Origin of the sequence: Erwinia sp. E602, assembly GCF_018141005.1 — a bacterium.
In the GTDB taxonomy this organism is placed as follows: Bacteria; Pseudomonadota; Gammaproteobacteria; order Enterobacterales; family Enterobacteriaceae; genus Erwinia.
Map to the genome: position 1 here is coordinate 3605204 of NZ_CP046582.1, position 24640 is coordinate 3629843.

A 24640-nucleotide genomic window follows, 5' to 3' on the forward strand; every position below is an offset into this window, starting at 1 on the left:
ATGTTCCATACCGTTCTGATTGCCAACCGCGGTGAAATTGCCTGCCGCGCGATCCGCACCCTGAAACGTCTGGGGATTAAAAGCGTCGCGGTGTTCTCGGACGCCGACCGCAACGCGCTGCACGTTAAAGACGCCGACGAGGCGATCGCCCTCGGCGGCGACAAGGCCAGCGACAGCTATCTGCGCATTGATAAAATCCTTGCCGCCGCGGAGGCCAGCGGCGCGCAGGCGGTGTGGCCCGGCTACGGTTTTCTCTCCGAAAGCCTGGCCTTTGCCGACGCCTGTGAACAGGCCGGACTGGTGTTTATTGGCCCGACCGCGCAACAGATCGGCGAGTTCGGCCTGAAGCACCGGGCGCGGGAGCTGGCCGCCGAGGCCGGCGTACCGATGACGCCGGGCACCCCGCTGCTGGCCTCGCTCGACGCCGCGCTGCTGGCCGCCGCTGAGGTTGGCTATCCGGTGATGCTGAAAAGTACCGCCGGTGGCGGCGGTATCGGCCTGACCCGCTGTGCCGATGCGGCAGCGCTGAGCCAGGCCTGGGAGAGCGTGCGCCGCCTCGGCGAGCAGTTCTTCAGCGACGCCGGTGTGTTCCTTGAACGCTGCATCGATCGCGCCCGGCATATTGAAGTGCAGATCTTTGGTGACGGCCACGGCAAAGTCGTGGCACTGGGCGAGCGCGACTGCTCGCTACAGCGCCGTAACCAGAAAGTGGTGGAAGAGACCCCGGCTCCGCATCTGCCCGCCGCCACCCGCGACGCGCTGCTGGCCGCCGCGGTGCGCCTGGGTGAGCGGGTCAGCTACCGCAGCGCCGGCACGGTGGAATTTATCTACGACGCAGAGCAGGACGCGTTTTACTTCCTCGAAGTGAATACCCGCCTGCAGGTGGAGCACCCGGTAACCGAGTGCGTCACCGGGCTGGATCTGCTGGCCTGCATGCTGCAGGTGGCGGCCGGCGACGCCATCGACTGGGATCGTCTGCAGCAGCCGCCGCAGGGGGCCTCGATTGAAGTGCGGCTCTACGCCGAAGATCCGCTGAAAAACTTCCAGCCCAGCCCGGGCACCCTGACCCACGTCAGCTTCCCGCACGACGTGCGCGTTGACAGCGCGGTAGCCAGCGGCAGCGAGGTGTCGCCGTGGTACGACCCGATGATCGCCAAGCTGATCGTACACGCCGACACCCGCGAGGCGGCGCTGGAGAAAATGCAGGCGGCGCTGGCCGCCACCCAGCTGCACGGTATCGCCACCAACCTCGACTACCTGCGGCAGATCGTCGCCGCCGACGCGTTTCGCAGCGGCGAGGTGTGGACGCGCTGGCTCGACGGCTTCAGTGCCGCATCGCCGGTGATTGAGGTGCTGCAGCCCGGTACCTTCAGCACCGTTCAGGATTACCCCGGCCGCCTCGGCTACTGGGATATCGGCGTGCCGCCCTCCGGGCCGATGGATGACCAGGCGTTCCGGCTGGCCAACCGCATTGTTGGCAACCATGCCGCCGCCGCCGGGCTGGAGTTTACCCTGCAGGGCCCGACGCTGCGCTTCCACAGCGCGGCGCTGATCGCCCTGACCGGTGCCGACTGCCCGGCAGACCTTGACGGCCAGCCCGTGGCGTACTGGCAGCCGGTGCAGGTCAGGGCCGGGCAGACGCTGACGCTGGGCCGCGCACAGCAGGGCTGCCGCACCTATCTGGCGGTGAGAAACGGCCTTGACGTGCCCGAGTACCTCGGCAGCCGCGCCACCTTTACCCTCGGCCAGTTCGGCGGCCACGCCGGGCGCACGCTGCGGGTGGCAGATATGCTGCCCGTCTCGCAGCCGCAGCTGGCCGCCTGCACCACCCCGGCCCCGGTCAGCGAACCGCAGGCGATGGCGGCGGCGCTGGTGCCGGAGTACGGCGACCTGTGGCGCATCGGCGTGCTGTACGGCCCGCACGGCGCGCCGGACTTCTTTACCCAGGCCGCTATCGATGAATTTTTCGCCAGCGACTGGCAGGTGCATTACAACTCCAACCGGCTGGGGGTGCGGCTGGTCGGCCCGAAACCGGACTGGGCGCGCGCCGACGGCGGTGAAGCCGGGCTGCACCCCTCCAACGTGCACGACTGCGAATACGCCATCGGCGCGATCAACTTTACCGGCGACTTCCCGGTGATCCTCACCCATGACGGCCCGAGCCTCGGCGGGTTTGTCTGCCCGGTGACCATCGCCCGCGCCGAGCTGTGGAAAGTGGGCCAGGTGAAGCCGGGCGACCGCATTCGCTTCCACCCGATTAGCGCCGAAGAGGCGGTGGCGCTGGAACAGGCGCAGGCGCGAACCATTGACACACTGCGCCCGGCCGGCATCAAAACCTTCCCGCCGGTGTCGCTGGCCGATACCGCGCTCGGCTCGGCCACGCTGCTGGCCGCCCGCCCGGCAACCGCCACCACGCCACGCGCCGTCTGGCGCCAGGCCGGGGATAACTACGTGCTGATCGAGTACGGCGATAACGTGATGGACCTGGCGCTGCGCCTGCGCATTTACCTGCTGATGAACGCGCTGCAGGCGCAGGCGGTGGCCGGGATCGAAGAGCTGTCGCCGGGGGTACGTTCGCTGCAGGTGCGCTACGACAGCCGGGTGCTCAGCCAGAGCACGCTGATCGCCCTGCTGCTGGAGACCGAAACCACGCTGGGTGACGTCAGCCGGCTAAAGGTTCCGTCACGCATCGTCTGGCTGCCGATGGCCTTTGAAGACAGCGCCACCCTCGGCGCGGTGGAGCGCTACCGGGAGACCGTCTGCGACCGCGCGCCCTGGCTGCCCAACAACGTCGATTTTCTGCAGCGCATCAACGGCCTGGCCGATCGCGACGCGGTGCGCGAGATCCTGTTCGACGCCAGCTATCTGATCCTCGGCCTCGGCGACGTCTATCTCGGTGCGCCCTGCGCGGTGCCGATCGATCCGCGCCACCGCCTGCTCAGCTCCAAATACAGCCCGGCGCGCACCTTTACCGCCGAAGGCACCGTCGGCATCGGCGGCATGTATATGTGCATCTACGGCATGGACTCCCCCGGCGGCTATCAGCTGGTCGGCCGCACCCTGCCGATCTGGAACCGCTATCTGCATAACCCGCAGTTTGCCGAAGGTCAGCCGTGGCTGCTGCGCTTCTTTGACCAGGTGCGTTTCTACCCGGTCAGCGAAAGCGAGCTGACGCAGCTGCGCGACGATTTCCGCGCCGGGCGTGCCACGGTGCGCATTGAAGAGACGCAGTTTGATTTTGCCGAACATCAGCGTTTCCTGGCCGACAACGCCCCGGCGATCGACGCCTTCCGCCAGCGCCAGAGCGCGGCGTTTGAGCAGGAGGTGGCGCTGTGGGCGGAGAGCGATCTGACCCTGCCTGCCGGGGACCAGCCGCTCAGCGACGCGGCAGCGCAGGAGGAGGGAGCCATGCCGGTGCAGGCCGATCTCAACGGCAATATCTGGAAGGTGCTGGTGCAGCCGGGCGACGAAATCGCGGTCGGCCAGACGCTGGTGATCGTTGAGGCGATGAAGATGGAGCTGGCGATCGTGGCTGAACGGGCCGGACGCGTGAAGCGCATCGCCTGCGTCCCCGGTCGTCCGGTCAGCCCGGGCGATACCCTGCTGTGGCTGGAGTAACGGATGAATATGACCACCGCCGCCACGCGCGGCAAAGCGCGCCCGGAGGCGCTGGCCGAACGGGTCTATCAGGCGCTGAAAAACGACATCTTTGAGTTTCGTCTGATGCCCGGCGACCGCTTCAGTGAAAACGCCATCGCCGAACGGCTCTCCGTCAGCCGCACGCCGGTGCGCCAGGCGCTGTTCCGGCTGGAACGCGAGGGTTACGTCGAAGTGTGGTTCCGCAGCGGCTGGCAGGTCAGGCCGTTCGACTTCGCCTGGTTCGACGAACTGTACGACCTGCGCACGGTGCTGGAGTGCGAGGCGCTGCGCCGCCTGTGCGCCCTGCCCGCCGCGCGGTGCGCCAGCCTGCTGCGCGACCAGCAGCAGTTCTGGTGCGGGCAGCCGCCGCTCAGCGATGGCAAAAGCGTCTCGCTGCTCGATGAGGCGTTTCATCAGGCGCTGGTGGTGGCCGCCGGTAACCAGCAGATGGCGCTGGTTCACGCGGAACTGACTGAAAAAATTCGCATTATCCGTCGTCTGGACTTCACCCGCGACGACCGTATTGCGGCGACGTATCACGAACACGCGCTGATCCTCGGCGCTGTTTTCCGCCAGCAGAGTGAGGAGGCACAGCAGATACTGACTGACCATATCGCCGTCAGCAGAGCAGAAGTCAGGAACATTACCTTACACCGGCTGCAGCAGGCCCGGTTGCAAACCACCGACTAACACACAGACCGTTCAGGGGACAGACCAATGAAGAGACGTACGTTGCTTAAGGCTTTTGCACTTTCCGCCACCGTGGTCAGTATGGGACTTTCCTGGGGCGTGCAGGCGGCTGACACCATCAGAGTCGGCATTATGCACTCCCTCTCCGGCACCATGGCGATTTCGGAGACGCCGCTGAAGGACGTGGCGCTGATGACCATCGACGAGATCAACGCCAGAGGCGGCGTATTAGGCAAAAAGCTGGAGCCGGTGGTGGTTGACCCGGCCTCCAACTGGCCGCTGTTTGCTGAAAAAGCGCGCCAGCTGCTGAGCCAGGATAAAGCGGCGGTGGTGTTTGGCTGCTGGACCTCGGTGTCGCGTAAGTCGGTGCTGCCGGTATTTGAAGAGCTGAACGGGCTGCTGTTCTACCCGGTGCAGTATGAAGGGGAAGAGATGTCGCCGAACGTGTTCTACACCGGCGCGGCACCGAACCAGCAGGCGATCCCGGCGGTGGAGTACCTGATGAGCGAGGATGGCGGCAGCGCCAGACGCTTCTTCCTGCTGGGCACCGACTACGTCTACCCGCGCACCACCAACAAGATCCTGCGCGCCTTCCTGCACAGCAAAGGCGTGAAGGAGAGCGATATCGAGGAGGTCTATACGCCGTTTGGTTACAGCGACTATCAGACCATCGTCGCCAATATCAAGAAGTTCGCGGCGGGCGGTAAAACGGCGGTGATCTCGACGGTGAACGGTGACTCCAACGTGCCGTTCTACAAAGAGCTGGCGAACCAGGGCGTTAAGGCGACCGATATCCCGGTGATGGCCTTCTCGGTGGGCGAAGAGGAGCTGCGCGGCATCGATACCAAACCGCTGGTCGGCCAGCTGGCGGCCTGGAACTACTTCGAATCGCTGGATAACCCGACCAACAAACAGTTCGTCGCCGCCTGGCGTGCTTACGCCAAAGCGCACAAGCTGCCGAACGCCGACACCGTGGTGACTAACGATCCGATGGAAGCCACCTGGGCAGGCATTCATATGTGGGCACAGGCGGTTGAAAAAGCCGGCACCACCGACGTCGATAAGGTGCGCGCGGCGATGGCCGGGCAGACCGTCACCGCACCGGATGGCTTTACGCTGACCATGGACGCCACCAACCACCACCTGCACAAGCCGGTGATGATTGGCGAAGTGGAAGAGAACGGCCAGTTCAACGTGGTGTGGCAGACCGATAAACCGGTACGCGCCCAGCCGTGGAGCCCGTATATCGCCGGCAATGACAAAAAGTCCGACAGCCCGGTGAAAACCGTGCAGTAGTCCGGTTACGCCCCCGTACTGCGGGGGCGTCCGCGACGGGCCGACAGCGGCCCGCTCTTCTGTTTCTTCGTCATCAGGGTCAATCTATGACAATACGTCTGTTCTTTATCAGCCTGCTGCTGCTGCCTCTGCTGGCGCGTGCGGGCGACGGTGCCAGCTTCGCGGCGGCCAGCCGCAGCCAGCAGGCAGCGCTGCTGCAGCAGTGGGCGGCCGCGCCGGAGGCCAGCCGCCTGCCGCTGCTGAATGCGCTCAGGGCCGAAAGCGTAGTGACCGATGCCAGCCATCAGCCGTTTAACCAGGCCGGCGATCGCCTGCTGCCGCTGGACAGCGCCGCGCAGCCGAACGGTGAAACTAAAAAGCTGTTTATGAACAACCGACTGCGCGGGCTGATTGCCGGCGCACTGGCCGCCCACCAGCTGGTCAGCCCGGACGCAGAAGTACGCCTGCGCGCCGCGCGTCAGCTGCAAAACGACGCCGCAGCCGACCAGCTGCCGCTGCTGACCCGGCGCCTGAGCACAGAGCGCGATCCGCGGGTGCAGGCGGCGCTGGGCCTGGCGATCGCAACCCGCAACCTGCACGACGGCGATGCGCTGGTGCGGCTGCAGGCGGTGAAACTGCTCGCGGCCTCCGGTGACCCGGCGATGCAGGCCAGCCTGCAGCGGCTGACGCAGCCGGGCGCGGAGCCGGAGGCGATGGTGCGTGACGCCGCCGCCGACGGCCTGCAACAGCTTAAAGACAGCCTGAAATGGGGCGACCTGCTCGGCCAGGCCTTCAGCGGCCTGTCGCTCGGCTCGATCCTGCTGCTGGCGGCGCTCGGCCTCGCCATCACCTACGGCCTGCTCGGGGTGATCAATATGGCGCACGGCGAGATGCTGATGCTCGGTGCCTACGCCACCTGGGCGGTGCAGAACCTGTTTCAGCAGTTTGCGCCGCAGTGGCTGGCGTGGTACCCGCTGCTGGCGCTGCCGGTGGCCTTTTTCATCACCGCCGCCATCGGCATGCTGCTGGAGCGGACGGTGATCCGTCATCTGTACGGCCGCCCGCTGGAGACGCTGCTGGCCACCTGGGGCATCAGCCTGATGCTGATCCAGCTGGTGCGCATGCTGTCTGGCGCGCAGAACCTGGAAGTGGCCAATCCGCCGTGGCTCTCCGGCGGCCTGCAGGTGCTGCCGAACCTGGTGCTGCCGTGGAACCGCATCGCGGTGATCCTGTTTGTGATTGCGGTGCTGGTGCTGACCTGGCTGCTGCTCAACCGCACGCGGCTGGGGATGAACGTCCGCGCCGTCACCCAGAACCGGGCGATGGCCGACTGCTGCGGCGTGCCCACCGGCCGCGTCGACATGCTGGCGTTTGGCCTCGGTTCCGGCATTGCCGGGCTGGGCGGCGTGGCGCTGTCGCAGCTGGGCAACGTCGGGCCGGAGCTGGGCCAGGGCTATATCATCGACTCCTTCCTGGTGGTGGTGCTTGGCGGGGTCGGCCAGCTGGCGGGCACCGTGGTCGCCGCGCTCGGCCTCGGTATTCTCAACAAGGTGCTGGAGCCGCAGGTCGGCGCGGTGCTGGGCAAAATCCTGATCCTGATGCTGATCGTGCTGTTTATTCAGAAACGACCGCAGGGGCTGTTTGCTATGAAAGGAAGGGTGACGGACTGATGGCACAACCGCTGACGTTAAAACTGGCGCGCCGCGCGCCGCGCATGACGACGATCCTCGCGCTGCTGGCCGGGCTGGCCCTGCTGCTGCTGCCGTTTCTGGCGCTGCTGCCGGCCGCTCACCCGCTGGCGCTCTCCGCTTACACCCTGACCCTGGTGGGCAAAATTCTCTGCTACGCCATCGTCGCGGTAGCGCTGGACCTGGTGTGGGGCTACGCCGGGCTGCTGTCGCTGGGGCACGGGCTGTTCTTCGCGCTGGGCGGCTACGCGATGGGCATGTATCTGATGCGCCAGGCGGCCGGTGACGGCCTGCCGGCCTTTATGTCGTTCCTGTCGTGGAGCGAGCTGCCGTGGTTCTGGGCCGGCACGCAGCATTTTGCCTGGGCGCTGTGCCTGATTGTGCTGGTGCCGGGGCTGCTGGCGCTGCTGTTTGGCTTCTTCGCCTTCCGTTCGCGGATCAAGGGCGTCTACTTCTCGATTATGACCCAGGCGCTGACTTACGCCGGCATGCTGCTGTTTTTCCGCAACGAGACCGGCTTTGGCGGCAACAACGGCTTTACCGGTTTTACCACCCTGCTGGGCTTTAACGTCACCGCCACCGGCACGCGGATCGGGCTGTTTATCGCCACCGTCCTGCTGCTGGCGGCCAGCCTGGCGCTGTGCTTCGCGCTGGCGCGCAGCAGGTTTGGCCGGGTGCTGACCGCCGTGCGCGACGCCGAAAACCGCCTGACGTTCTGCGGCTATAATCCGGCCGGCTTTAAGCTGTTCGTCTGGACGCTGTCGGCGGTGCTGTGCGGGCTGGCCGGGGCGCTGTACGTGCCGCAGGTCGGCATTATTAACCCGGGCGAGATGTCCCCCACCAACTCGATCGAGGCCGCCATCTGGGTGGCGCTGGGCGGGCGCGGCACGCTGATTGGCCCGCTGCTCGGCGCGGCGGTGGTCAACGGCGCAAAAAGCTGGTTTACCGTCGCCTTCCCCGAAGTCTGGCTGCTGTTCCTCGGCCTGATGTTTATTCTGGTCACGCTGTTCCTGCCAACCGGCATCATCGGCCTGCTGCGCCGGAGGAAAAATGACTGACTTACCCTATACCCAGGCGCACCCCGCCGACCGCTACCGCCATCAGGCCGACCCGCTGCTGCAGCTGGACAAGGTCAACGTTACCTTTGACGGCTTTCGCGCGCTGACCGACCTGTCGCTGCAGATTGGCGCTGGCGAGCTGCGCTGCATTATCGGGCCCAACGGCGCGGGGAAAACCACGCTGATGGACGTGATCACCGGCAAAACGCGGCCGGACAACGGCCAGATTATTTATGACCAGCAGCAGGATCTGACCCGGCTCTCGCCGGTAGAGATTGCCCGCCGCGGTATCGGCCGCAAGTTCCAGAAACCGACGGTGTTTGAGGCGCTGTCGGTGTTTGAGAACCTGGAGATCGCGCTGAAGGGCGATAAGTCGGTGTGGGCCTGCCTGCGCGCGCGGCTCAGCGGCGAACAGCGGGACCGTATCGACGAGGTGCTGACGCTGCTGCGCCTCTCCAGCCAGCAGCAGCGCCAGGCCGGGCTGCTGTCGCACGGGCAAAAACAGTTTCTGGAGATCGGTATGCTGCTGGTGCAGCAGCCGCACCTGCTGCTGCTGGATGAACCGGCGGCGGGCATGACCGATGCCGAAACCGAGTACACCGCCGAGCTGTTTCGCAGCCTGGCCGGGCGGCACTCGCTGATGGTGGTCGAGCACGATATGGGCTTTGTCGAAACCATTGCCGATCGGGTTACGGTGCTGCATCAGGGGCAGGTGCTGGCGGAGGGTTCGTTGCGCGAGGTGCAGGCCAACGAGCAGGTGATTGACGTTTATCTGGGGCGCTAACATGTTACAGGTGTCTGAACTGAATCAGTATTATGGTGGCAGCCACATTCTGCGTGGCCTGTCATTTGAAGTAAAGGTGGGTGAAATCACCTGCCTGCTGGGCCGCAACGGCGTCGGAAAAACCACCCTGCTGAAGTGCCTGATGGGGCTGATCCCGGCGAAATCCGGTGAAATTCGCTGGCAGGATCGGGTGATCAACGGCCGTAAGCCGCACCAGCGCGTGCAGGCAGGAATGGCTTACGTGCCGCAGGGCCGTGATATCTTTCCACGGCTGACGGTCGAGGAGAACCTGCTGATGGGCCTGTCACGCTTCCCGGCCGCCGGGGCCAGACGGGTTCCCGACGAGATCTGGCAGCTGTTTCCGGTACTGCATGAGATGAGGCAGCGGCGCGGCGGCGATCTCTCCGGCGGCCAGCAGCAGCAGCTGGCGATTGGCCGCGCCCTCGCCTGTCGGCCACAGCTGCTGATCCTTGACGAACCGACGGAGGGGATCCAGCCTTCGGTGATCAAAGAGATCGGCACGGTGATCCGCCAGCTGGCACAGCGTGGCGATATGGCGATCCTGCTGGTTGAGCAGTTCTACGACTTTGCCGCCGAACTGGCCGACAGCTATCTGGTGATGTCACGCGGGGATATCGTGCAGCGCGGCAGCGGCAGCACCATGGAGCAGGACGGCGTGCGCGGGCTGGTGGCGATATAGACCGGCTGGGTTAATCAGCCATCCTCAGCCTGGCAGGCTTCTGCCTCGCTGAGCTGATATATGGGCCGCCCGGCATATTGTGGTTTGCGGCCGGACGCCGGCCCGTTTTCTGCAGTGAGCAACGCCGTATGGAGATGAATTAAAGTCGGAGCCGCTGCAGGCCAGCATGAATTTCGATCTGCTGGAGTACCACACCCGCCTGCCGGAAGAGAGCGCAGAAGCGATGGCGCTCGGCATGCAAAAGCTGATGCGTGAACAGCACCTGCACCCTAATGACGTGGTGATTATCTGCTCATCGATTGACCTGCTGAGCCGGATCAACAGCGCGATCGCTGCCGGTGAGAAAACCATGGTGATGTTTGAAACGGAACAGGAAATTGAGGCGCTGAAAAAGCTCTATCCGGCAGAAGCGCCATTCCGGGAAGCCCGCGAGAAGCTCAGGCGCAGAAAGAAAAATTTCTTTATGCAAAACTCCGGGCTGGTGAAATTCTCCACGCCGCACAGTTATAAGGGCATGGAGTGTAAAACCGCCATTGTTGTGCTGACCAAGGACGACGATGCCGAGCTGGTCTATACCGCCATTACCCGTGCCAAGAGCAACCTGATCGTCTTCGGCCATCCGGAGGGGCGTTACCACGCGTTTTTCGAACAGACGCTTACGCCGTAAGCCCGCACTCCTGCCCGACCGGGACGCTAAAAAATCAACTTAGCGCACCAGAGGCCGGTCGCCAGGGCGAGAAGCAGCACACTACAAAACCAGCGGGTTTGAGTAAGCATCAGGTCGTGTATTTCACTTTTCAATTTTGCCGCTGAGTTCTGCATTTCAGTTCCCAGCGAGAATGCTGAGGTCTGCATCTCATCTCTCAGTCTGTATGTTGAGGTCTGTATCTCATCTTTGAGTCTGAATGTTGAGGTCTGCATTTCAGTTCTCAGTCCGGATGCTGAGTTGCGCATCTCATCTCTCATCCCGGATGTTGAGTTGCATATTTCATCTCTTAGCCCGGATGTTGAGGCGTGCATTTGATCTTTCAGATCGGATATGGAAAGACGCAGTTCAGTTCTCAGCCCGGCTATTAACTGGCGCATCCCGGCCTCAAGGCAATCGACATGATGCCGGGTAACGCTGTTCGCTTTCATCACGGCCATATCTGTCGCCAGTCCGGCAACCTGCTTTTCAACTTTGGTTATACGTTGGTTCATTGCTTCAACTCCTTCTGAATTGTTCCCGCCAGCCTGACTGGCGGGTCATTAACCTTAAAAAATGATTTTGGCGATCGACAATCCGAGACCCAGTGCGACAAAGATTACGCTACACAGCCAGCGGGTTTGTGACGCTATTTTCACTTGCATGTCATACATGGAGATATGAATTTTATCTTTCAGCCCGGACATCGACTGATGCATCTCTACCCGCAGCCCCTCCACATCGTGCCGCGTGGCATAGTTCGATTTGATCACCGCCACGTCGACGACCAGTGTTGCAACCTGCTCTTCCAGTTTGGTCATCCTTTGATGCATACCTCCACCTCCTCCTGGTGGCTGGCCGCCGGCTGCGGCGGCCAGTCTGGGATACGGCAGCACAGACAGATTTTCTGACATCCCTGCTCCCCTCTTTTAGTCAATTTCTGATGGTGAAGCCCACCAGCAGCGGGCCTGAAATCCCAGCCTATCACGCTTTTCCAGTCGGTCAACTTTCAACCACACTTATCGATAAATTCCTATACGCTCCGGTAATATCCAGCCGCAGGGTGATGACGAAACATTGCTGATGACATCATTTGCATGATTTCCGTATCCGTTCTCATGTTATTGAAGTATGGCGGCTGGGGTGGCCGTTATGCGGCAATCAACCCGTTTACGCGCAACGGGCTACGGGCTACGGGCTACGCACCAGTACCTCGGACAGCGTCACCGACGTGGACGGCAAAGATTACCGTACCGCCAACGCGACAATCTGGCGCTGGCGCCACGCCTATCAGAATGACTTCGCCGCGCGCATGGCGTGGAGCGTTACCGCCGACGTGAAGCAGGCCAACCACAATCCGCAGCCGGTGCTGAACGGCCAGTCGGGCAGCGCTATCGTTAACCTGCAGGTGAAAGCGGCTGAGGTCGTTTATCTGCCCGCCAAAGGAACGCGCGATCCCGATGGCGATCGCCTGAGCTACCGCTGGAGGCAGTATAAAGAACCCACTGCCACCACGCTCGGCATCCACTTTGCACCCGAGCTGAAGCTGGAGCAGAGCGAGGGCGAAGCGCTGCATTAACGACTTCTGAAGCGGCCGCATAAAAACACGATCCCGTTGGGCAAGACGTCATAAAACCTGCGCCAGATCAATTCTGCAGGCAGCTGCAAGCATCAGCCTGGTAACAGCACAAGATGCATCGCGATTGTGTGTATACGTGTGTAATATCAACCTATCCTCAGGAGGAGTGATGAAGTCGAGCGATTTAATCAGGGAACTGGCGCTGGCCGGCTGCGAGATCAAACGTAATACCGGCGGCAGTCATCAGATCTGGTGGTCCCCGCTCAGCGGGAAAACCTTTCCGGTGCCGCATCCGAAGAAGGATTTACCGATCGGCACGGTCAGATCGATTAAGAAACTGGCGGGAATATAGCCCCGCGCAAGGAGGTCAGAATGTTGTTTTCCATCGGTGTGGAAACACCTGAAAATAGCGACAGCGCCTGGGGGATTATCGTCCCGGCGCTTTCCGCGTATGACTACGGCTGCGTCTCCGCGGCGGACACCCACGAGGAGATCGCCGCGATGGCGCGTGAGGCGATCCTGCTGATCGTGGAAGAGATGCTGCTGAGCGGGAATTATTCCGTCGAACAGATCGAGGATGGCGGCGTAGTGCGCTACGCGCAGGACGAAGAGTATGCTGACTACGACCGCTGGTTTGTGATTGAGGTGGATCTGTCGGCCTTTAGCGGTAAACCGCAGCGCATTAATATCAGCCTGCCCGACACTCTGCTGGGGCGCATTGACCGCCGGGTCAGCGACCAGCCCGGTGTCTACCGTGACCGCAGCCACTTTCTGGCGACAGCGGCGCGGCGCGAACTGCTGGCGCAGTAAAACGTTGAGATCGCCCCCTGGGGCGAACCCTGCACACGTTAAAGATAACGTTCACTCAGTGGCTGTATCACTGCGTCTGGCCGATCGTTGCCGCATAGCGCCGGGCGGATATCCATTGATGCGCTTAAAAGCCCTGCTAAACGCTGCCTGTGAGGCATAGCCGAGGCGCAGAGCGACGGTATCAATGGAGATCTTATCGTGAATAATCCAATGGCCTGCGAGGCGCATTCGTACCTCTCTTGCATAGCGCAGGGGAGATGTGCCAATGACTGACTTAAAGCGTTCAGCAAAAACTGAACGTGACACATGCGACTGGGCGGCAAGCTCAGCAACAGACCATTCCCGGCCCGTGTCGCGATGAATGGCCAGAATAGCCCGGGCAAGTCGTGGATCACGTAACGCAGCGATAAGGCCAGCGGCGTTCTCACTGCCATTTTCGATCCATCCACGCACGATCATTGCAGCCGCCACTTCTGCAAGGCGTGCAAGAATGCCCGCGAAGCCCACGCGTCCGGAACAGATTTCAAATTTCATCGCGCCCATAATAGGGATCAGACCCGGATAGCGCTGTTCATTTGCCTCAACCACGATGGCCTGCGGCATCAGTTTACCAAGACCCTGCATGCCACCGAGATCGAACTCCATACAGCCATAAAACAGCACCGTGCTGGGTGTCGGATGCGAACTCGGACAAGTATTGATTCCGCTGACGGCCTCGCCTAAAGGAGCAGAGCCTAACGTGTCAATAGGCTGAAATGAACGGCTGACATCCGACAGAAGCTGATGATCCTCACCCTGTGGAATGAATACCATGCTTCCGGCGCTTAGCTCGTGCAACGTACCGTCGTGTGTGCGAAGCAGAGCAGTACCCACCGCGATGTAATGAAAATAGGCGTGTCCCGGTTTGTTGCTAAAGCCGACGCCAAACTCAGGGCCCGTCTGTAAACGGCGATACTGAACACCACGCAGGCGCATTTCCAGAAGCAGTTCACCGATCAGCTCAGATGACAGGGCAAAATGTTTATTCTCATGCATATTCGGGTTTTCGGGTAAAAAATCAGGATGTGGCATCATAGATCGTCCAGTTGTTCAACTCCAGAATAGGAGCTGTTATTTTTCCCCAGGAAGAGTGTGTTATGAGAATTGAAGCAACTGAAGATCTATCCGCTGGTTTGCAGAGTATTGAACCCAAAGAATCCGCATGGATGGCCGTCATTTCACTGACGATGGGCGTGTTTGGCTTGCTGACCGCAGAATATCTTCCTGCCAGCCTGTTGACCCCCATGGCTGCCGATCTCGGTGTGACCGAAGCGCTGGCTGGTCAGGCCGTGACGGTAACGGCTGTGGTGGCCTTATTTGCTGGCCTGACCGTTCCCCGCCTGACGCATAATTACGATCGCCGAACTGTTTTGCTTGGTTTTACCGTGCTGATGATTGCCTCCAACCTGCTTGTCGCACTTTCATCCAGTCTGGCCGTTCTGTTAGTCATGCGCATTTTGCTGGGCATAGCGCTGGGAGGCTTCTGGAGCATGGCGGCAGCCGTCGCTATGCGGCTGGTGCCTGCGAAACGTGTCCCGCGTGCTCTCTCCATTATTTTCAGCGGTATTGCCGTCGGTACCGTAGTTTCGATCCCGCTGGGGAGCTATTTAGGGGGGCTCTATGGCTGGCGTAGCGCTTTTGTCGCTGCAACCGCAGTAGGCGTGCTTACGCTGCTCTTTCAGCTGTTTACCCTGCCTGGTATGGCTCCGCGTAAAATGATGATAACGGCATCGGTTATGGATTTACTCCGCCGCCCCGGCATTGCAATGGGCATGGCGGGATGTGTGATTGCCCATACCGGTCAGTATGCGCTGTTTACCTACATTCGTCCGGCTATTGAAAATATTGCCCAACCTGAAGTGGATCGCTTGTCTTTAATACTGCTTGGATTCGGCGTCGCTAATTTTATCGGTACGCTGCTGGCCGGGTGGCTGATGGAGAGAAGCCTCCGTCTTACCCTGATACTGATGCCAGCGCTGGTCGGTTTAGCGGCACTGAGCATGATTTTGCTGCCACTGGGGGAAACGGGATTGATGTTGTTCGTCGCGTTGTGGGGGATGGCATTTGGTGGCGTACCCGTTGCCTGGTCAAACTGGGTAGCGCGTTCCGTTCCCGACCAGGCTGAAACCGCTGGCGGCATGGTCGTCGCAGCAGTTCAGTCCTCAATTGCTGCTGGCGCCGCGTTGGGTGGCTTACTGTTTGGTTTCAGTGGCGTAACAGGTGTTTTCATCACCGCGGGTTGCATCATGTTTGCTGCCACGCTGGTTATCGGATTAAAGGTGCGGGTCGCGCTGACCTGAAAAAGCACCGCGGGATATCTTAATCCATTCCCGAGCCATTTGTTGTCGACTTTTCGCTCAAAACTAACCCCTGCTCTCGTTTTACCTGAGTCAGGGGTTGCTACCACCGGCTCGTCCTTAAAGCACCTGGAGTGTGAACGTTGCTGTCATTCGAACCGCCCTTTTTTGGGGAGCTTCCGGCAAACTGATGATACTCGTTTTGAGATTAACGTCCGTGTCTCGCTCAAACCTGTAACAAGCTCACTGAAATTCCGGCGGATTTTCCTTTCCGGATAGATGTTCAGGGGGCGTATTCAGCATAAACACCACCGTACCGCGATACCACGGCGACGCCCTTAGCCGCTGCTCGTCCTGCTCCCGCCATTTGCCGTGCTGCACCAGCCCCAGCCGGAAGGGGATACGCAGCTGCGCCAGCGCGGGCAGATAGGCAGCATAGTTGCTGACCGTGCTACGGCCCTGGTAACTCTGCACCACCAGCTCGTCCACCGGCAGGCGGTTGAGCGTGGCGACGCTGCCGGTCTGCGCCCAGTCGAGCAGCCCGGTGACGCCGAGAGCAAACTGCGCCGGCAGCTGCGCGCGCAGCCGTTGCAGAAAGGCGGCGTAATCATCAAGACGATGCGTGGCGGCATCAAAATCCACCTGTAACCCAGCCACCTGATTACCCGCCGCCTGCCAGCGCTGCAGCAGGCGCACCAGCCGCGCCGTCATTGCCGGCGGCACGTCGAGGGTGTCAAAACGCACCGTCAGCCAGATCTGCGGAAAGGTCAGGCGGCTGACCGGCAGCCCGAGCGGCTGAAAGCGCACGCCCCCCGCCCCGCTGACCACTTCCCCCTGGTGCAGGTAAACCGTCCGCGCGTTGCGCAGCGCGGGTGTCGTTTTCACCCCTGACCACAGCCAGAACGCCGGATGACCGGCAGCGTTAACCCGCTCTGCCCCGTGTACCAATACCGTTGCCGTAGTCGGTCGCGGTATCGGTGCCTCAGCTGCCGTCTTTACAGCCGCCCCACCGGACGCCGTTGCAGATGCCTGCGCAGGTGCCGATGCCTTTGCAGCCGTGGCCGCTGCTGTCGTTAACACCGAAGCCGCACAGAAGGCCAGCCACAGCCCGCTTACCAGTAATATTTTAATTTTTCCGCCCACGGCGATCGCCCGTATTCCGCTTTCAGCTGGTTAAACCAGCCTTTGCGCACGCGCTTATCCACCTCGGCCCCGCCGCAGTCGTTATAGCCGGAGGGGGCATAGCACATCACCGCGCGATACAGGGCGTAGCTTTTGTCCTCGGCCTCCGCCTTCGGATCGGCGACGATCTGCTGATAGTAGCGCTGGCGGTCCGGCTGCCCCGGCGGGTCTTTGCGCTGGGTGGCGCTGTTCAGCACATCATTGCCGGGCTGGTCGCTCCACAGATCCACCTTCGCGCCGGTGGTGCGGAAGAACTCGCCCAGGCAGTTGAGCGCGTGGCCGTCCGTTGGTTTCTGGCTGAGGGTGGTGACCGTCTGTTCCAGCGGCTGGCAGTAGTAACCGCTCTCAGCCCCGCTGCCCGGCCAGTCAAAGACGCTGAGATTCACATCGGCAAAGTCTTCGCCGATAACCGGCGGCGTGATGCCCGCCACGGCCTTTTTATCCTGCAGCCAGTCAGCGTAGTGCCCTTCGGTCAGGTCACGGGTCAGCAGCGTGTGCAGGGCAATCGTGCGCTCTTCGGCATTCGGCCCGTGCTCCGCCTGCTGGCGCAGCGTCGCCAGGGAAGCGCGGGTTTTCAGCACCTGTGAGCGGAAGCGCAGGTTGGTCACCCGGCTGTCGGCGGCAAACACCGCATCCGCCTGGTTGCTGAACACCAGCGTCGCCGCCAGCTGCGCCTGCAGATACTGCTGCTGCTCAACCTCTTTGCTCAGCGACAGCAGCGTCAGCCAGTGCTGACGGGCGGCGGGCCACTGCTGCTGCTGCATCAGCGCCTTGCCGTACAGCACCTGCTCGCTGAAGGCGAGGATATCGCTGGCGGGCAGCGTTTTAGCCGGAGTGATTGCAGCGGTCACGGCGGCGTAATCTTCCTGTGCAAACCACAGTTCGTGCTGCAGCCAGTGCCACCAGGCCCCTTTTCCTGCCTGCTCAAACAGCGGCTTCTGGCTTTCCAGCGCCTGCTGCGTCAGCACCGGTTTACCGTCACTGCCCGGGCGAATGGCACGCAGGGATTCAATAAAGGTGACCAGCGGCGCGTCGGGAATGGCGGTAACCCGCGGCTTTTCCAGATACTGGCTGCCGAGTTTGTTGTCATATTCGAGGATCAGCTTCGTCAGCGCCGGGCCTTGCTGTGCAGCAGTCAGCACCGCTTCATAGCGCTGTGCCAGCGGCTGCGGCTCATGCTGATACCAGTAAATGCGGCGCAGCAGGTTGTTGACCGCCGTCGCGTACTGCCCGGCGGGCCATTTTTGCAGATAGCCCTGTGCGCGGGCTAAGGCGTCGGAGACCGCAGCCTGATCGATTTTGTCGGGGTCGAAATCCCCGTATTCGCCGCTGCTGTTGGCGCTGCTCTGGTTCAGCGCGGTACGGATTTGCATATAACCGGCGGTTTCCGCCAGCCACGGCTGCTCCCCGGCGGCCAGCGTCGCAAAATCCGCCGTCGCCGCCGTGTAGTCACCGAGGTAGAACTGCACCGCCGCCGCAAGGTAGTCAGCAAACTGCCGCGCGGCAGAGTTCGCCGGAAAACTCTGCGCCAGGCTGGCCAGTTCAGCACCGGTTTCCGCCTCCACGCCCTGCGCGATACCCAGCCGCGCCAGCGCCAGCTGATGCCGCTGTTCGGTGGTCAGCGTCGGTTCCGCCAGCAGCGCGGCATAAAACGCCGAGACGCTGTAGAGATTATTAGAGACCTGCCGGTCGGCCCGCTCATCCTGCTGCCCGGCTACCGTAGTAAAGGGTTCCGGGTCAAGTTGCAGCTGTGCAATCTGCGGTGCCAGCGCGGGCACCGCCGCCAGCGGATCGCCGGACTTACCGTCGCCTGCCGCCACGGCCGGCGGCAGGTCCCACTGCGGGTGCCAGTCAAAATAGTAGTCGCGGGAACGGGTCAGATCGGCCGGTGGCTGCTGCACCGGTAAGGCGATCGGCTTACCTTCACTGAGCAGGCGCAGCAGGTTATCACGGGAGTCATTGCCGCTGCTCAGATAGGGGGTGCCCTGCAGCAGGCAGCCCGGCTCACCCCACGGGCAGCTTTCAATATCTGACGAGGCGGCCGCCGGCAGGCTTGCGACGATAAGGCCGGCCAGCAGCCCGATACGGGATCGGTTATTTCGCATTGTTCTCTTCCATGTCGCGGGAACGGAGTGCCGGGAGTATAACCGCAGGTGAGTGATCCTGGCACCCACTGCTGGAGCTACCCACTCGCTGCGGTGCCTTCGGTCAGAGTTTCAGTTTGCGGAGACGTTACGCCCTCCTGCCGCCACCGCTTCCTTCAGACTGAGGAAATTTCCTACAAACGTGCGGGAAAGCTCCCATTCCTCGCTGACACGGCGCCCGCTAAACTTGTCGAAATTCTAACCGGTTTTATCAACTCCGAGGACCCTGGCTGTGTTAACCCATGAACAATGTAAAGAGATCGTTGAATCCGGTCTGCTGAAATTTCAGGATGCAGCCACCCTTGATTGCCGTATCAACCAGCTAACGCTGCACGCCACCGGACAGACGCTGGCGCTGAGCGAGCCGCAAAAGCGGCTGCTGGTCTGCCTGTTTAAAAACATTACCTGCAAACGCAAGATCATCAATATCGTCTGGTACGAATACCACCAGCGTATTGGCGACAATAACTACCACCAGCTGGTGTTCCAGCTGCGCGCGCTGTTTAAGCAGTACCGCCTGCCCGCTCAGCTGGTGCTGACCGTTCCCTATTACGGCGTGAAGATTAATGAACCGCTGCTGCTGGGCCTGCAGACAACCGCCGCAGAAGATAAGGCTGAACCGGTGCCCGCCGCGGCATTGCCCGACGCAGAAGAACCTTCGCCAGCGCTGCTCCCCCTTAGCGCTTCGACTGCTTCGACCGTTTCGACTGCTTCGACTGCTTCGACTGCTTCGACTGCTTCGACTGCTTCGACTGCTTCGACTGCTTCGACTGCTTCGACTGCTTCGACTGCTTCGACTGCTTCACAGGAAGCCTACGCCCGACCGACGCATAGCACCCGTCCATCGTGGTTAGCGCGCCTGAAAAATAGCGGACTTTCCTGCTTCGGCCTCTGTCTGCTGATGGTGGTGTAAGTGATTACCGGGCTGACGCCTGAGCAATAAAGCGCGCGGTGCTGCGGTTCAGCGTGGCACATTTCTCATTTTCCGGCGTGTTGTCCTGCAGCAGTGCCTGGAAGCGCGTCTCGGTCTGCGCCGGCAGTTGCTGATAATCGGCTACCCGCGTGTTCCAGCCGCGCTGCTCTGCGGTCTCCAGCGCTGTGCGCTGCAGTTTATCCTGACCGGGGATATCGGTGCGTGAACAGTGTTCACGCAGAAACTGCGTACCGGCCAGCAGTGCGGACAGCTGATCCAGCTGGGTGGCCACCGGTGGCTGAGGTATTTTCGCTGTGTGCTGACAACCGGTCAGCAGGGTCAGGGTAAGTGCGGCAAAGGTAAGATAAAGCGAGCGTTGCATGAGCAGGGCACCAGAGACAGGGTTAAAAGAAGCGCACAGGGTAGGTGAGCACTCTTTCGCCGACAAGGAAGAACCGCGGAATTAAGGATGTTTAAGCCATTCCGCTTATGCTTTGCCCATTTTCTGGCGCGAATGCCCCCCGATAAGGAACATCAGGGTCGGATACCCGCATGAATCCTGGCTCCGTTACCCGGCCCTGTACGTAGAGAGCGACAGTTTGTCCCTGGCGAGTCGCAGAACTGACCCGCCAGGGCTAAACCCTAGAAGAAATACTTAAAGCGCACGCGCATGCCGTAACGATCCTTGTCGTTCTGCTCAGCCGGTTTATTGTCGATATTAATCCGCGACCAGTAAGCGCCAAGGTAAACGTTAAAGTTCTCCATATCCATTACGTTGCGGAAGCGGTATGAGCTGTGGAGGGTGTGCAGGCTGTATTTGCCCATGATCGCCGCTTCCCCGCTGGCGTTATCGCTGTCGCCGTAGTTAAAGGCTTTAATGTCGTTATGGGCGTAGATATAGCCCAGTTCAATATCGCGCCACAGGGCGTTGATGCCGGCGCTGAAGTCCTGCTCCTGTTCGGCATCCAGGTATGCGGTGCTCAGGTTAACCACCGTGCCGTTCTGCGGATCGTTACGCTGGCCGTTCCACGAGAAGGTGGCACCGTAACCGGTACGCTTCGACTGATCGTGGAAGCGTCCGCTGGCGTCATAGTAGCCGTAAGCATTGCTGACCACGTTGCTCTCCATCGCCAGCGCGGCGGTAAAGGCGTCAACCGTCAGCGCCGCCACCGGACGCAGATAAACCACGTTCTTTTTATTCTCCAGCCCGTAGCCGTGGTACTGGTCATCGTTGAACAGGGTGGTGCCGTCTTTCGCCAGCGCGTTCAGTTCGAAATAGAGCGGGCCGCTGGTTTTACTCAGCTGCAGCGCGCCGCCGGAGCTGCTGCGCCCGCGCCCTTCTTTCATCATATAAATGTAGCCGTAACCGTCGTCATACAGGTCGTTGGCGGTATTACCGGAGTACTCAACGAAGGTGTCCTGGTTGAGCGGGAACATATCGAAGGCTTCATAGCGGCCGACTTTGGCTTTCCAGTTATTCTCCTGGCCGAAGAAGAACACCGCATCATCCAGCCCCATGCCGCCGGAGACGTTGGCCAGCGGCTGCACGCTGAAGCCGGAGAAACGGTCATCCGTACCGCGGCGGTAGCCGTCCAGCCCGATCAGCAGCCGTCCGTTGACGTCCCAGCGCTCCTGGCTGCCCAGCGCAACGCTTTTGCCGTCGCTGCCCTTCATGGCGGTCAGGCTGCCGGAGCGGCTGGCGGCGTCAACGTTAAACTCCACGTCACCGTACAGCTTGAGATCGGTATTTCCATTGAGGGTTAGCGTTAGCGGTTTTTTAATTTCACCGACCGCGCCGGTGTTATTTCCCCCGGCCGCCGTGGCGGTATTTGTCACTGCTGCGGGGGTATTTTCTGCTGCGCTTAGCGGGGCAACGTTCGCCGCTAGCGCTGGGGTATTTTCTGCGGGCAGCGCGGGGGAAGGTTTACCCTGTGGCCCGGCGTGGGTTGGCACAGCCTGAGGAGAGGCCTGGCCCGCTAAGGCGACAGCGCCCTGTTCTGGCGGCATTTTTTTCAACGCCCTGATTTCTGACTCCGCGTTATCCGCCCGCCGTTCGGCGGCCAGCAGCCGCTGCTCAAGCAGCGCAAAACGCTGTTCGGTGGTTAACGTGGATTGTGCATATAAAGAGGCAGGTAACAGACCGGCGCACAGCATGATTCCGATGCGTTTCTTCATGGAATAAACCTTTAATTATTTTAGCCACAGAGGAGAGAAATGCCCGCCTGCCGTCAGGCCGCGGGCAAGGTTGTTTTTATTTTAAAGACCAGCTGCCAGAGTCAGTTAAGGTGGCGCTGCCGGACCAGGCAAAGACCTTAAGCTGACGCTGTTCGGGATAGATGCGGCTGCTGAGGCAGGCCTCACCGTCGTTGACGAACACCTCCACCGACGAGCGGTCAAAGAACACCCGCAGCACAAGTTCACCCGCGTCACCCAGCGGCACGCTGCGCTGGCCGCACAGACCATGCTGAGGATAGTGGCGCTCCAGCACCAGCCGCTGCGCCTGGGCGTCAACGTACAGGCGCATCCCCTCGCCCAGCGCGATACCGTACTGTTCGGCGCTGCTGGCTGTACGATCCCACTGCAGCAGCACTTCGGCGCTTTCACAGTGGTCCATCACCAGCTGCTGCTGGTTGTTCAGCGTGTTCACCCCCCAGCCCTGCCACTGCTGGCGCATGGCTTCCACCTCGCCTGCCGGGCGCATCTGCACCCGGTTATCCGCCGTCAGGCTCAGCTCGCGCGGCAGCGACAGCATTCCCGCCCAGCCGTCCTGCTGCTCCGGCATCGGCGATTCCCACATTGCCAGCCAGCCGATGACGATGCGGCGGCCGTCCGGCGTGAGGAAACTCTGCGGCGCGTAGAAGTCATGGCCGCGATCCAGCTCCTGAAACGCCCCCTGCTGCGCAAACGGCTCGCCCGGTAGCCAGTGGCCCACCAGGCAGCCGCTCTGGTAGAGATTGCGGCTGGCATAACCGTCGGCGGACATCCCCTGCGGTGAGAACATCAGCACCTGCTTATCGTTCAGGGTAAAGAAGTCCGGGCACTCCCACATAAAGCCCTGCCCCTCTCCGGCCACCGCCAGCACGCCTGCGTCCTGCCACTCCCGCAGGTCCGCAGAGCGGTAGAGCCGTACCTGACCAATATCGCCATCGCGTGCGCCAACCACCATCCACCACGCCCCGTCCTGCCGCCACACCTTCGGGTCACGGAAGTGGTGCATCCCTGCTGGCGTGTCCAGCACCTGCCCCTGGCGGCTGAAGTGCACGCCGTCGCGGCTGGTCGCCAGGCACTGCACCTGGTAGAGGTTATCCTCGCTGGACGCATCGCCGTGGAACTTATGCCCGGTATAGATCAGCGCCAGCTCGTCGCCGTTGACCACCGCCGACCCGGAGAAGCAGCCGTCCTTATCCTCCGGCCCCTCTGGCGCCAGCGCCACCGGCAGGTGTTCCCAGTGCAGCAGATCGCGGCTGCGCGCGTGGCCCCAGTGCATCGGCCCCCACTGTACCGAGTACGGGTGGTGCTGATAAAAGGCGTGATACCAGCCGTCGAACCACACCAGCCCGTTCGGGTCATTCATCCAGCCCGCGCGGGCCGCCAGGTGGTAGTGCGGGTACCAGCGTGGGTTCAGATCCTGACTTTTCTCGCCGAGGGCCCGTTCGGCCTGTTCCAGTAATAACGTCATAGTTTTCTACTCTTTTGGCTTTCAAACGACAGAGGGCTGCGCCGGCAGCGCCTCTGAGGACGGCTTGTTGCCGCGTAAAAGGAAAATGGAGATAAAGGTGGTGCAGAACACCAGCAGCCCCATCACCAGATAGGAGGGGGCGAAGCCGAAGCGCTCGTAGCTGTAGCCTGCCAGCGGCGACAGCACCGAGGCGATCACCGAGCTGGTGCAGGCAAAGCCCACCAGATACAGCGTGGATGAGAGGCGTTTGTCGAAGTTAAGGCTGTTGTATTTGAAAATCGCCACCAGCAGCACCGGCAGCTCCAGCGCGTGCAGCAGTTTGGTTACCGAGATCAGCACCGGCCCTTCCACCAGCCCGGAGGCGATCATGCGCAGCGCCATCACCATGCCGGCAAAGATCAGGCCGTTTTTGGCGCCGATGCGGTTGACCAGCCACGGGGCGCAAAACATGCCCGCCGCTTCCAGAAAGACCTGGAATGAGTTGAGGTAGCCGTACATGGCGTTGCCTTCGCGCAGGGTGGCAAACTGCGAGGCAAAATAGACCGGGAACTGCTGGTCGTAGACGCCGTAGATGCAGGTGCCGATCACGAACAGCACCAGCGCCCAGAAACGCGGCAGGGTCAGCAGCTGTAGCGCGTCCTGCAGCGTCACCGGGCGAGCGCCCAGCTCCACCTTCTCCAGGCTGGCCGGCGTATTCACCCGCAGCTGCGCCAGCAGGACGAAGAACACCAGCCCGGCGCAGGAGGCCACGAGGAAGTTAAGGTGGGGGTTAATGTTAAACAGCAGCCCGGCAAAGAAGGTGGCGGCCGCCCAGCCCAGCGAGCCCCACATGCGCGCTTTACCAAACTCGAAGGTGCTCTGACGCGAGACGCGTTCGGTGTAGGATTCCAGCACGCCAATGCCGCCGTTAAAGGTCAGGCCGATAAACAGGCCGCCGAACACGCTGCCGAGCAGGATGTTAATTTTCAGCAGGGTGCCGAACAGCAAAAATGCCGGGCCGGAGAGGATCAGCAGCGCGGTCATCCACCACAGGATATGCTTGCGCAGGCCCAGCTTGTCCTGGATAAAGCCGTAACACACCTGAGCGCAGAGCGCGGTTACCGACAGCACGGAGTAAATAATGCCGGTTTCGCTGGCGCGCAGCCCCACCTCCTGGTGCAGCCAGATCGACAGCAGCGAGCTGGACGAAGACCAGCTGACAAAAAAGAAGAACAGTAATGCACTTAACAGCGGGTAGCTGCGGGAATGATGTTTTTTCATCGTGGCACACTCACAGGGATAGTGGGCGCAATGGTAACGTTAACAAAACAGTTCCCACATCTGCTTTCAGCGCGATAGTTGATGTTAATCACAAGAGTTAACGTTAACATTATACAAATGAGAGCGCGATCAACTTTTGTCAGGCACCAGCACGGCTAAGAGGATTTATCGGGACGGTGGTACGCTGCCGCGCACAAAACAGGCCCGCGAGCTTTGGC

The 24640-nt window shown here is 61.5% G+C and carries 23 protein-coding genes; 13 read left to right on the top strand and 10 right to left on the bottom strand.

Translation table 11 applies throughout. The annotated features are described in order from the left end of the window. From uca to GKQ23_RS18100, 8 genes are all read left to right on the top strand, one after another. Positions 1–3618 (top strand): urea carboxylase, encoded by a 3618-nt coding sequence (gene uca / locus GKQ23_RS18065; RefSeq protein ID WP_212409067.1) that lies wholly within the window; start codon positions 1–3, stop codon positions 3616–3618. Between the two features lie 9 nt (positions 3619–3627). Then, positions 3628–4329 (top strand): GntR family transcriptional regulator, encoded by a 702-nt coding sequence (locus GKQ23_RS18070; protein ID WP_212411879.1) that lies wholly within the window; start codon positions 3628–3630, stop codon positions 4327–4329. A 27-nt stretch (positions 4330–4356) separates the two neighbouring features. After that, positions 4357–5625, top strand: a complete 1269-nt coding sequence (gene urtA, locus GKQ23_RS18075; protein ID WP_212409068.1) for an urea ABC transporter substrate-binding protein — start codon at positions 4357–4359, stop codon at positions 5623–5625. An 86-nt stretch (positions 5626–5711) separates the two neighbouring features. Beyond that, positions 5712–7274: an urea ABC transporter permease subunit UrtB gene (gene urtB / locus GKQ23_RS18080; protein WP_212409069.1), complete on the top strand. Its 1563-nt coding sequence runs from the start codon at positions 5712–5714 to the stop codon at positions 7272–7274. After that, positions 7274–8350: an urea ABC transporter permease subunit UrtC gene (gene urtC, locus GKQ23_RS18085; RefSeq protein ID WP_212409070.1), complete on the top strand. Its 1077-nt coding sequence runs from the start codon at positions 7274–7276 to the stop codon at positions 8348–8350. The genes urtB and urtC overlap by 1 nt, the downstream gene beginning before the upstream one ends. After that, a complete protein-coding gene (urtD, locus tag GKQ23_RS18090; RefSeq protein ID WP_212409071.1) occupies positions 8343–9134 on the top strand; it encodes an urea ABC transporter ATP-binding protein UrtD in 792 nt (263 codons plus the stop codon). The genes urtC and urtD overlap by 8 nt, the downstream gene beginning before the upstream one ends. Position 9135: 1 nt before the next feature. After that, a complete protein-coding gene (gene urtE / locus GKQ23_RS18095) occupies positions 9136–9834 on the top strand; it encodes an urea ABC transporter ATP-binding subunit UrtE (RefSeq protein WP_212409072.1) in 699 nt (232 codons plus the stop codon). Between the two features lie 166 nt (positions 9835–10000). Further along, a complete protein-coding gene (locus GKQ23_RS18100) occupies positions 10001–10501 on the top strand; it encodes a hypothetical protein (protein WP_212409073.1) in 501 nt (166 codons plus the stop codon). A 26-nt stretch (positions 10502–10527) separates the two neighbouring features. On the opposite strand, the gene GKQ23_RS18105 is transcribed toward GKQ23_RS18100, so the two are convergent. Together GKQ23_RS18105 and GKQ23_RS18110 are read right to left on the bottom strand one after the other, a co-directional pair. Then, positions 10528–11034: a DUF1640 domain-containing protein gene (locus tag GKQ23_RS18105; RefSeq protein ID WP_212409074.1), complete on the bottom strand. Its 507-nt coding sequence runs from the start codon at positions 11032–11034 to the stop codon at positions 10528–10530. Positions 11035–11088: 54 nt separating this feature from the next. After that, positions 11089–11433: a hypothetical protein gene (locus tag GKQ23_RS18110; RefSeq protein WP_249168425.1), complete on the bottom strand. Its 345-nt coding sequence runs from the start codon at positions 11431–11433 to the stop codon at positions 11089–11091. 179 nt (positions 11434–11612) lie between these two features. On the opposite strand from GKQ23_RS18110, the gene GKQ23_RS18115 reads away from it, so the two are divergent. The 3 genes from GKQ23_RS18115 to GKQ23_RS18125 all read left to right on the top strand — a co-directional run bounded on the left by GKQ23_RS18115 (position 11613) and on the right by GKQ23_RS18125 (position 12908). Beyond that, positions 11613–12098 carry a hypothetical protein gene (locus tag GKQ23_RS18115; protein WP_212409075.1) on the top strand — a complete coding sequence of 162 codons (486 nt, stop codon included), beginning with the start codon at positions 11613–11615 and terminating at the stop codon, positions 12096–12098. Between the two features lie 169 nt (positions 12099–12267). Then, positions 12268–12450, top strand: a complete 183-nt coding sequence (locus GKQ23_RS18120; protein ID WP_056240251.1) for a type II toxin-antitoxin system HicA family toxin — start codon at positions 12268–12270, stop codon at positions 12448–12450. A gap of 20 nt (positions 12451–12470) precedes the next feature. Continuing rightward, the gene (locus tag GKQ23_RS18125) at positions 12471–12908 is read left to right on the top strand and encodes a type II toxin-antitoxin system HicB family antitoxin (protein ID WP_212409076.1); all 438 of its coding nucleotides are present in this window, start codon (positions 12471–12473) and stop codon (positions 12906–12908) included. A gap of 51 nt (positions 12909–12959) precedes the next feature. On the opposite strand, the gene GKQ23_RS18130 is transcribed toward GKQ23_RS18125, so the two are convergent. Continuing rightward, a complete protein-coding gene (locus GKQ23_RS18130) occupies positions 12960–13982 on the bottom strand; it encodes an AraC family transcriptional regulator (protein ID WP_212409077.1) in 1023 nt (340 codons plus the stop codon). 62 nt (positions 13983–14044) lie between these two features. On the opposite strand from GKQ23_RS18130, the gene GKQ23_RS18135 reads away from it, so the two are divergent. Beyond that, complete coding sequence (locus GKQ23_RS18135; protein WP_212409078.1) at positions 14045–15247, top strand: MFS transporter; 1203 nt, start codon at positions 14045–14047, stop codon at positions 15245–15247. A gap of 240 nt (positions 15248–15487) precedes the next feature. Here GKQ23_RS18135 and GKQ23_RS18140 read toward each other — a convergent pair whose 3' ends face one another. Genes GKQ23_RS18140 through GKQ23_RS18145 form a run of 3 tightly spaced genes read right to left on the bottom strand, consistent with a single transcriptional unit; the run spans position 15488 to position 18531 of the window. Next, complete coding sequence (locus GKQ23_RS18140) at positions 15488–16192, bottom strand: DUF3142 domain-containing protein (protein WP_249168426.1); 705 nt, start codon at positions 16190–16192, stop codon at positions 15488–15490. Positions 16193–16226: 34 nt separating this feature from the next. Then, a complete protein-coding gene (locus GKQ23_RS24095; RefSeq protein WP_256442806.1) occupies positions 16227–16349 on the bottom strand; it encodes a hypothetical protein in 123 nt (40 codons plus the stop codon). A gap of 7 nt (positions 16350–16356) precedes the next feature. Next, complete coding sequence (locus GKQ23_RS18145) at positions 16357–18531, bottom strand: hypothetical protein (RefSeq protein ID WP_212409079.1); 2175 nt, start codon at positions 18529–18531, stop codon at positions 16357–16359. A 271-nt stretch (positions 18532–18802) separates the two neighbouring features. On the opposite strand from GKQ23_RS18145, the gene GKQ23_RS18150 reads away from it, so the two are divergent. Then, positions 18803–19483 carry a hypothetical protein gene (locus tag GKQ23_RS18150; protein WP_212409080.1) on the top strand — a complete coding sequence of 227 codons (681 nt, stop codon included), beginning with the start codon at positions 18803–18805 and terminating at the stop codon, positions 19481–19483. Between the two features lie 4 nt (positions 19484–19487). On the opposite strand, the gene gspS is transcribed toward GKQ23_RS18150, so the two are convergent. The 4 genes from gspS to GKQ23_RS18170 form a co-directional block, all read right to left on the bottom strand. Beyond that, on the bottom strand, positions 19488–19865 hold the full coding sequence (gspS, locus tag GKQ23_RS18155) for a type II secretion system pilot lipoprotein GspS (protein ID WP_056240268.1): 378 nt from the start codon (positions 19863–19865) through the stop codon (positions 19488–19490). A 260-nt stretch (positions 19866–20125) separates the two neighbouring features. Beyond that, a complete protein-coding gene (locus GKQ23_RS18160) occupies positions 20126–21658 on the bottom strand; it encodes a carbohydrate porin (protein ID WP_212409081.1) in 1533 nt (510 codons plus the stop codon). 76 nt (positions 21659–21734) lie between these two features. Then, positions 21735–23162, bottom strand: coding sequence for a glycoside hydrolase family 32 protein (locus GKQ23_RS18165; RefSeq protein WP_212409082.1), 1428 nt, complete (start codon positions 23160–23162; stop codon positions 21735–21737). 21 nt (positions 23163–23183) lie between these two features. After that, positions 23184–24422, bottom strand: coding sequence for an MFS transporter (locus GKQ23_RS18170; protein WP_212409083.1), 1239 nt, complete (start codon positions 24420–24422; stop codon positions 23184–23186). Positions 24423–24640 lie beyond the last annotated feature (218 nt).

Coding starts and splice junctions, on each gene's coding strand:
- uca (WP_212409067.1), top strand. CDS start 1: ATGTTCCATACCGTTCTGATTGCCAACCGCGGTGAAATTGCCTGCCGC.
- GKQ23_RS18070 (WP_212411879.1), top strand. CDS start 3,628: ATGACCACCGCCGCCACGCGCGGCAAAGCGCGCCCGGAGGCGCTGGCC.
- urtA (WP_212409068.1), top strand. CDS start 4,357: ATGAAGAGACGTACGTTGCTTAAGGCTTTTGCACTTTCCGCCACCGTG.
- urtB (WP_212409069.1), top strand. CDS start 5,712: ATGACAATACGTCTGTTCTTTATCAGCCTGCTGCTGCTGCCTCTGCTG.
- urtC (WP_212409070.1), top strand. CDS start 7,274: ATGGCACAACCGCTGACGTTAAAACTGGCGCGCCGCGCGCCGCGCATG.
- urtD (WP_212409071.1), top strand. CDS start 8,343: ATGACTGACTTACCCTATACCCAGGCGCACCCCGCCGACCGCTACCGC.
- urtE (WP_212409072.1), top strand. CDS start 9,136: ATGTTACAGGTGTCTGAACTGAATCAGTATTATGGTGGCAGCCACATT.
- GKQ23_RS18100 (WP_212409073.1), top strand. CDS start 10,001: ATGAATTTCGATCTGCTGGAGTACCACACCCGCCTGCCGGAAGAGAGC.
- GKQ23_RS18105 (WP_212409074.1), bottom strand. CDS start 11,034: ATGAACCAACGTATAACCAAAGTTGAAAAGCAGGTTGCCGGACTGGCG.
- GKQ23_RS18110 (WP_249168425.1), bottom strand. CDS start 11,433: ATGTCAGAAAATCTGTCTGTGCTGCCGTATCCCAGACTGGCCGCCGCA.
- GKQ23_RS18120 (WP_056240251.1), top strand. CDS start 12,268: ATGAAGTCGAGCGATTTAATCAGGGAACTGGCGCTGGCCGGCTGCGAG.
- GKQ23_RS18125 (WP_212409076.1), top strand. CDS start 12,471: ATGTTGTTTTCCATCGGTGTGGAAACACCTGAAAATAGCGACAGCGCC.
- GKQ23_RS18130 (WP_212409077.1), bottom strand. CDS start 13,982: ATGATGCCACATCCTGATTTTTTACCCGAAAACCCGAATATGCATGAG.
- GKQ23_RS18135 (WP_212409078.1), top strand. CDS start 14,045: ATGAGAATTGAAGCAACTGAAGATCTATCCGCTGGTTTGCAGAGTATT.
- GKQ23_RS18145 (WP_212409079.1), bottom strand. CDS start 18,531: ATGCGAAATAACCGATCCCGTATCGGGCTGCTGGCCGGCCTTATCGTC.
- gspS (WP_056240268.1), bottom strand. CDS start 19,865: ATGCAACGCTCGCTTTATCTTACCTTTGCCGCACTTACCCTGACCCTG.
- GKQ23_RS18160 (WP_212409081.1), bottom strand. CDS start 21,658: ATGAAGAAACGCATCGGAATCATGCTGTGCGCCGGTCTGTTACCTGCC.
- GKQ23_RS18165 (WP_212409082.1), bottom strand. CDS start 23,162: ATGACGTTATTACTGGAACAGGCCGAACGGGCCCTCGGCGAGAAAAGT.
- GKQ23_RS18170 (WP_212409083.1), bottom strand. CDS start 24,422: ATGAAAAAACATCATTCCCGCAGCTACCCGCTGTTAAGTGCATTACTG.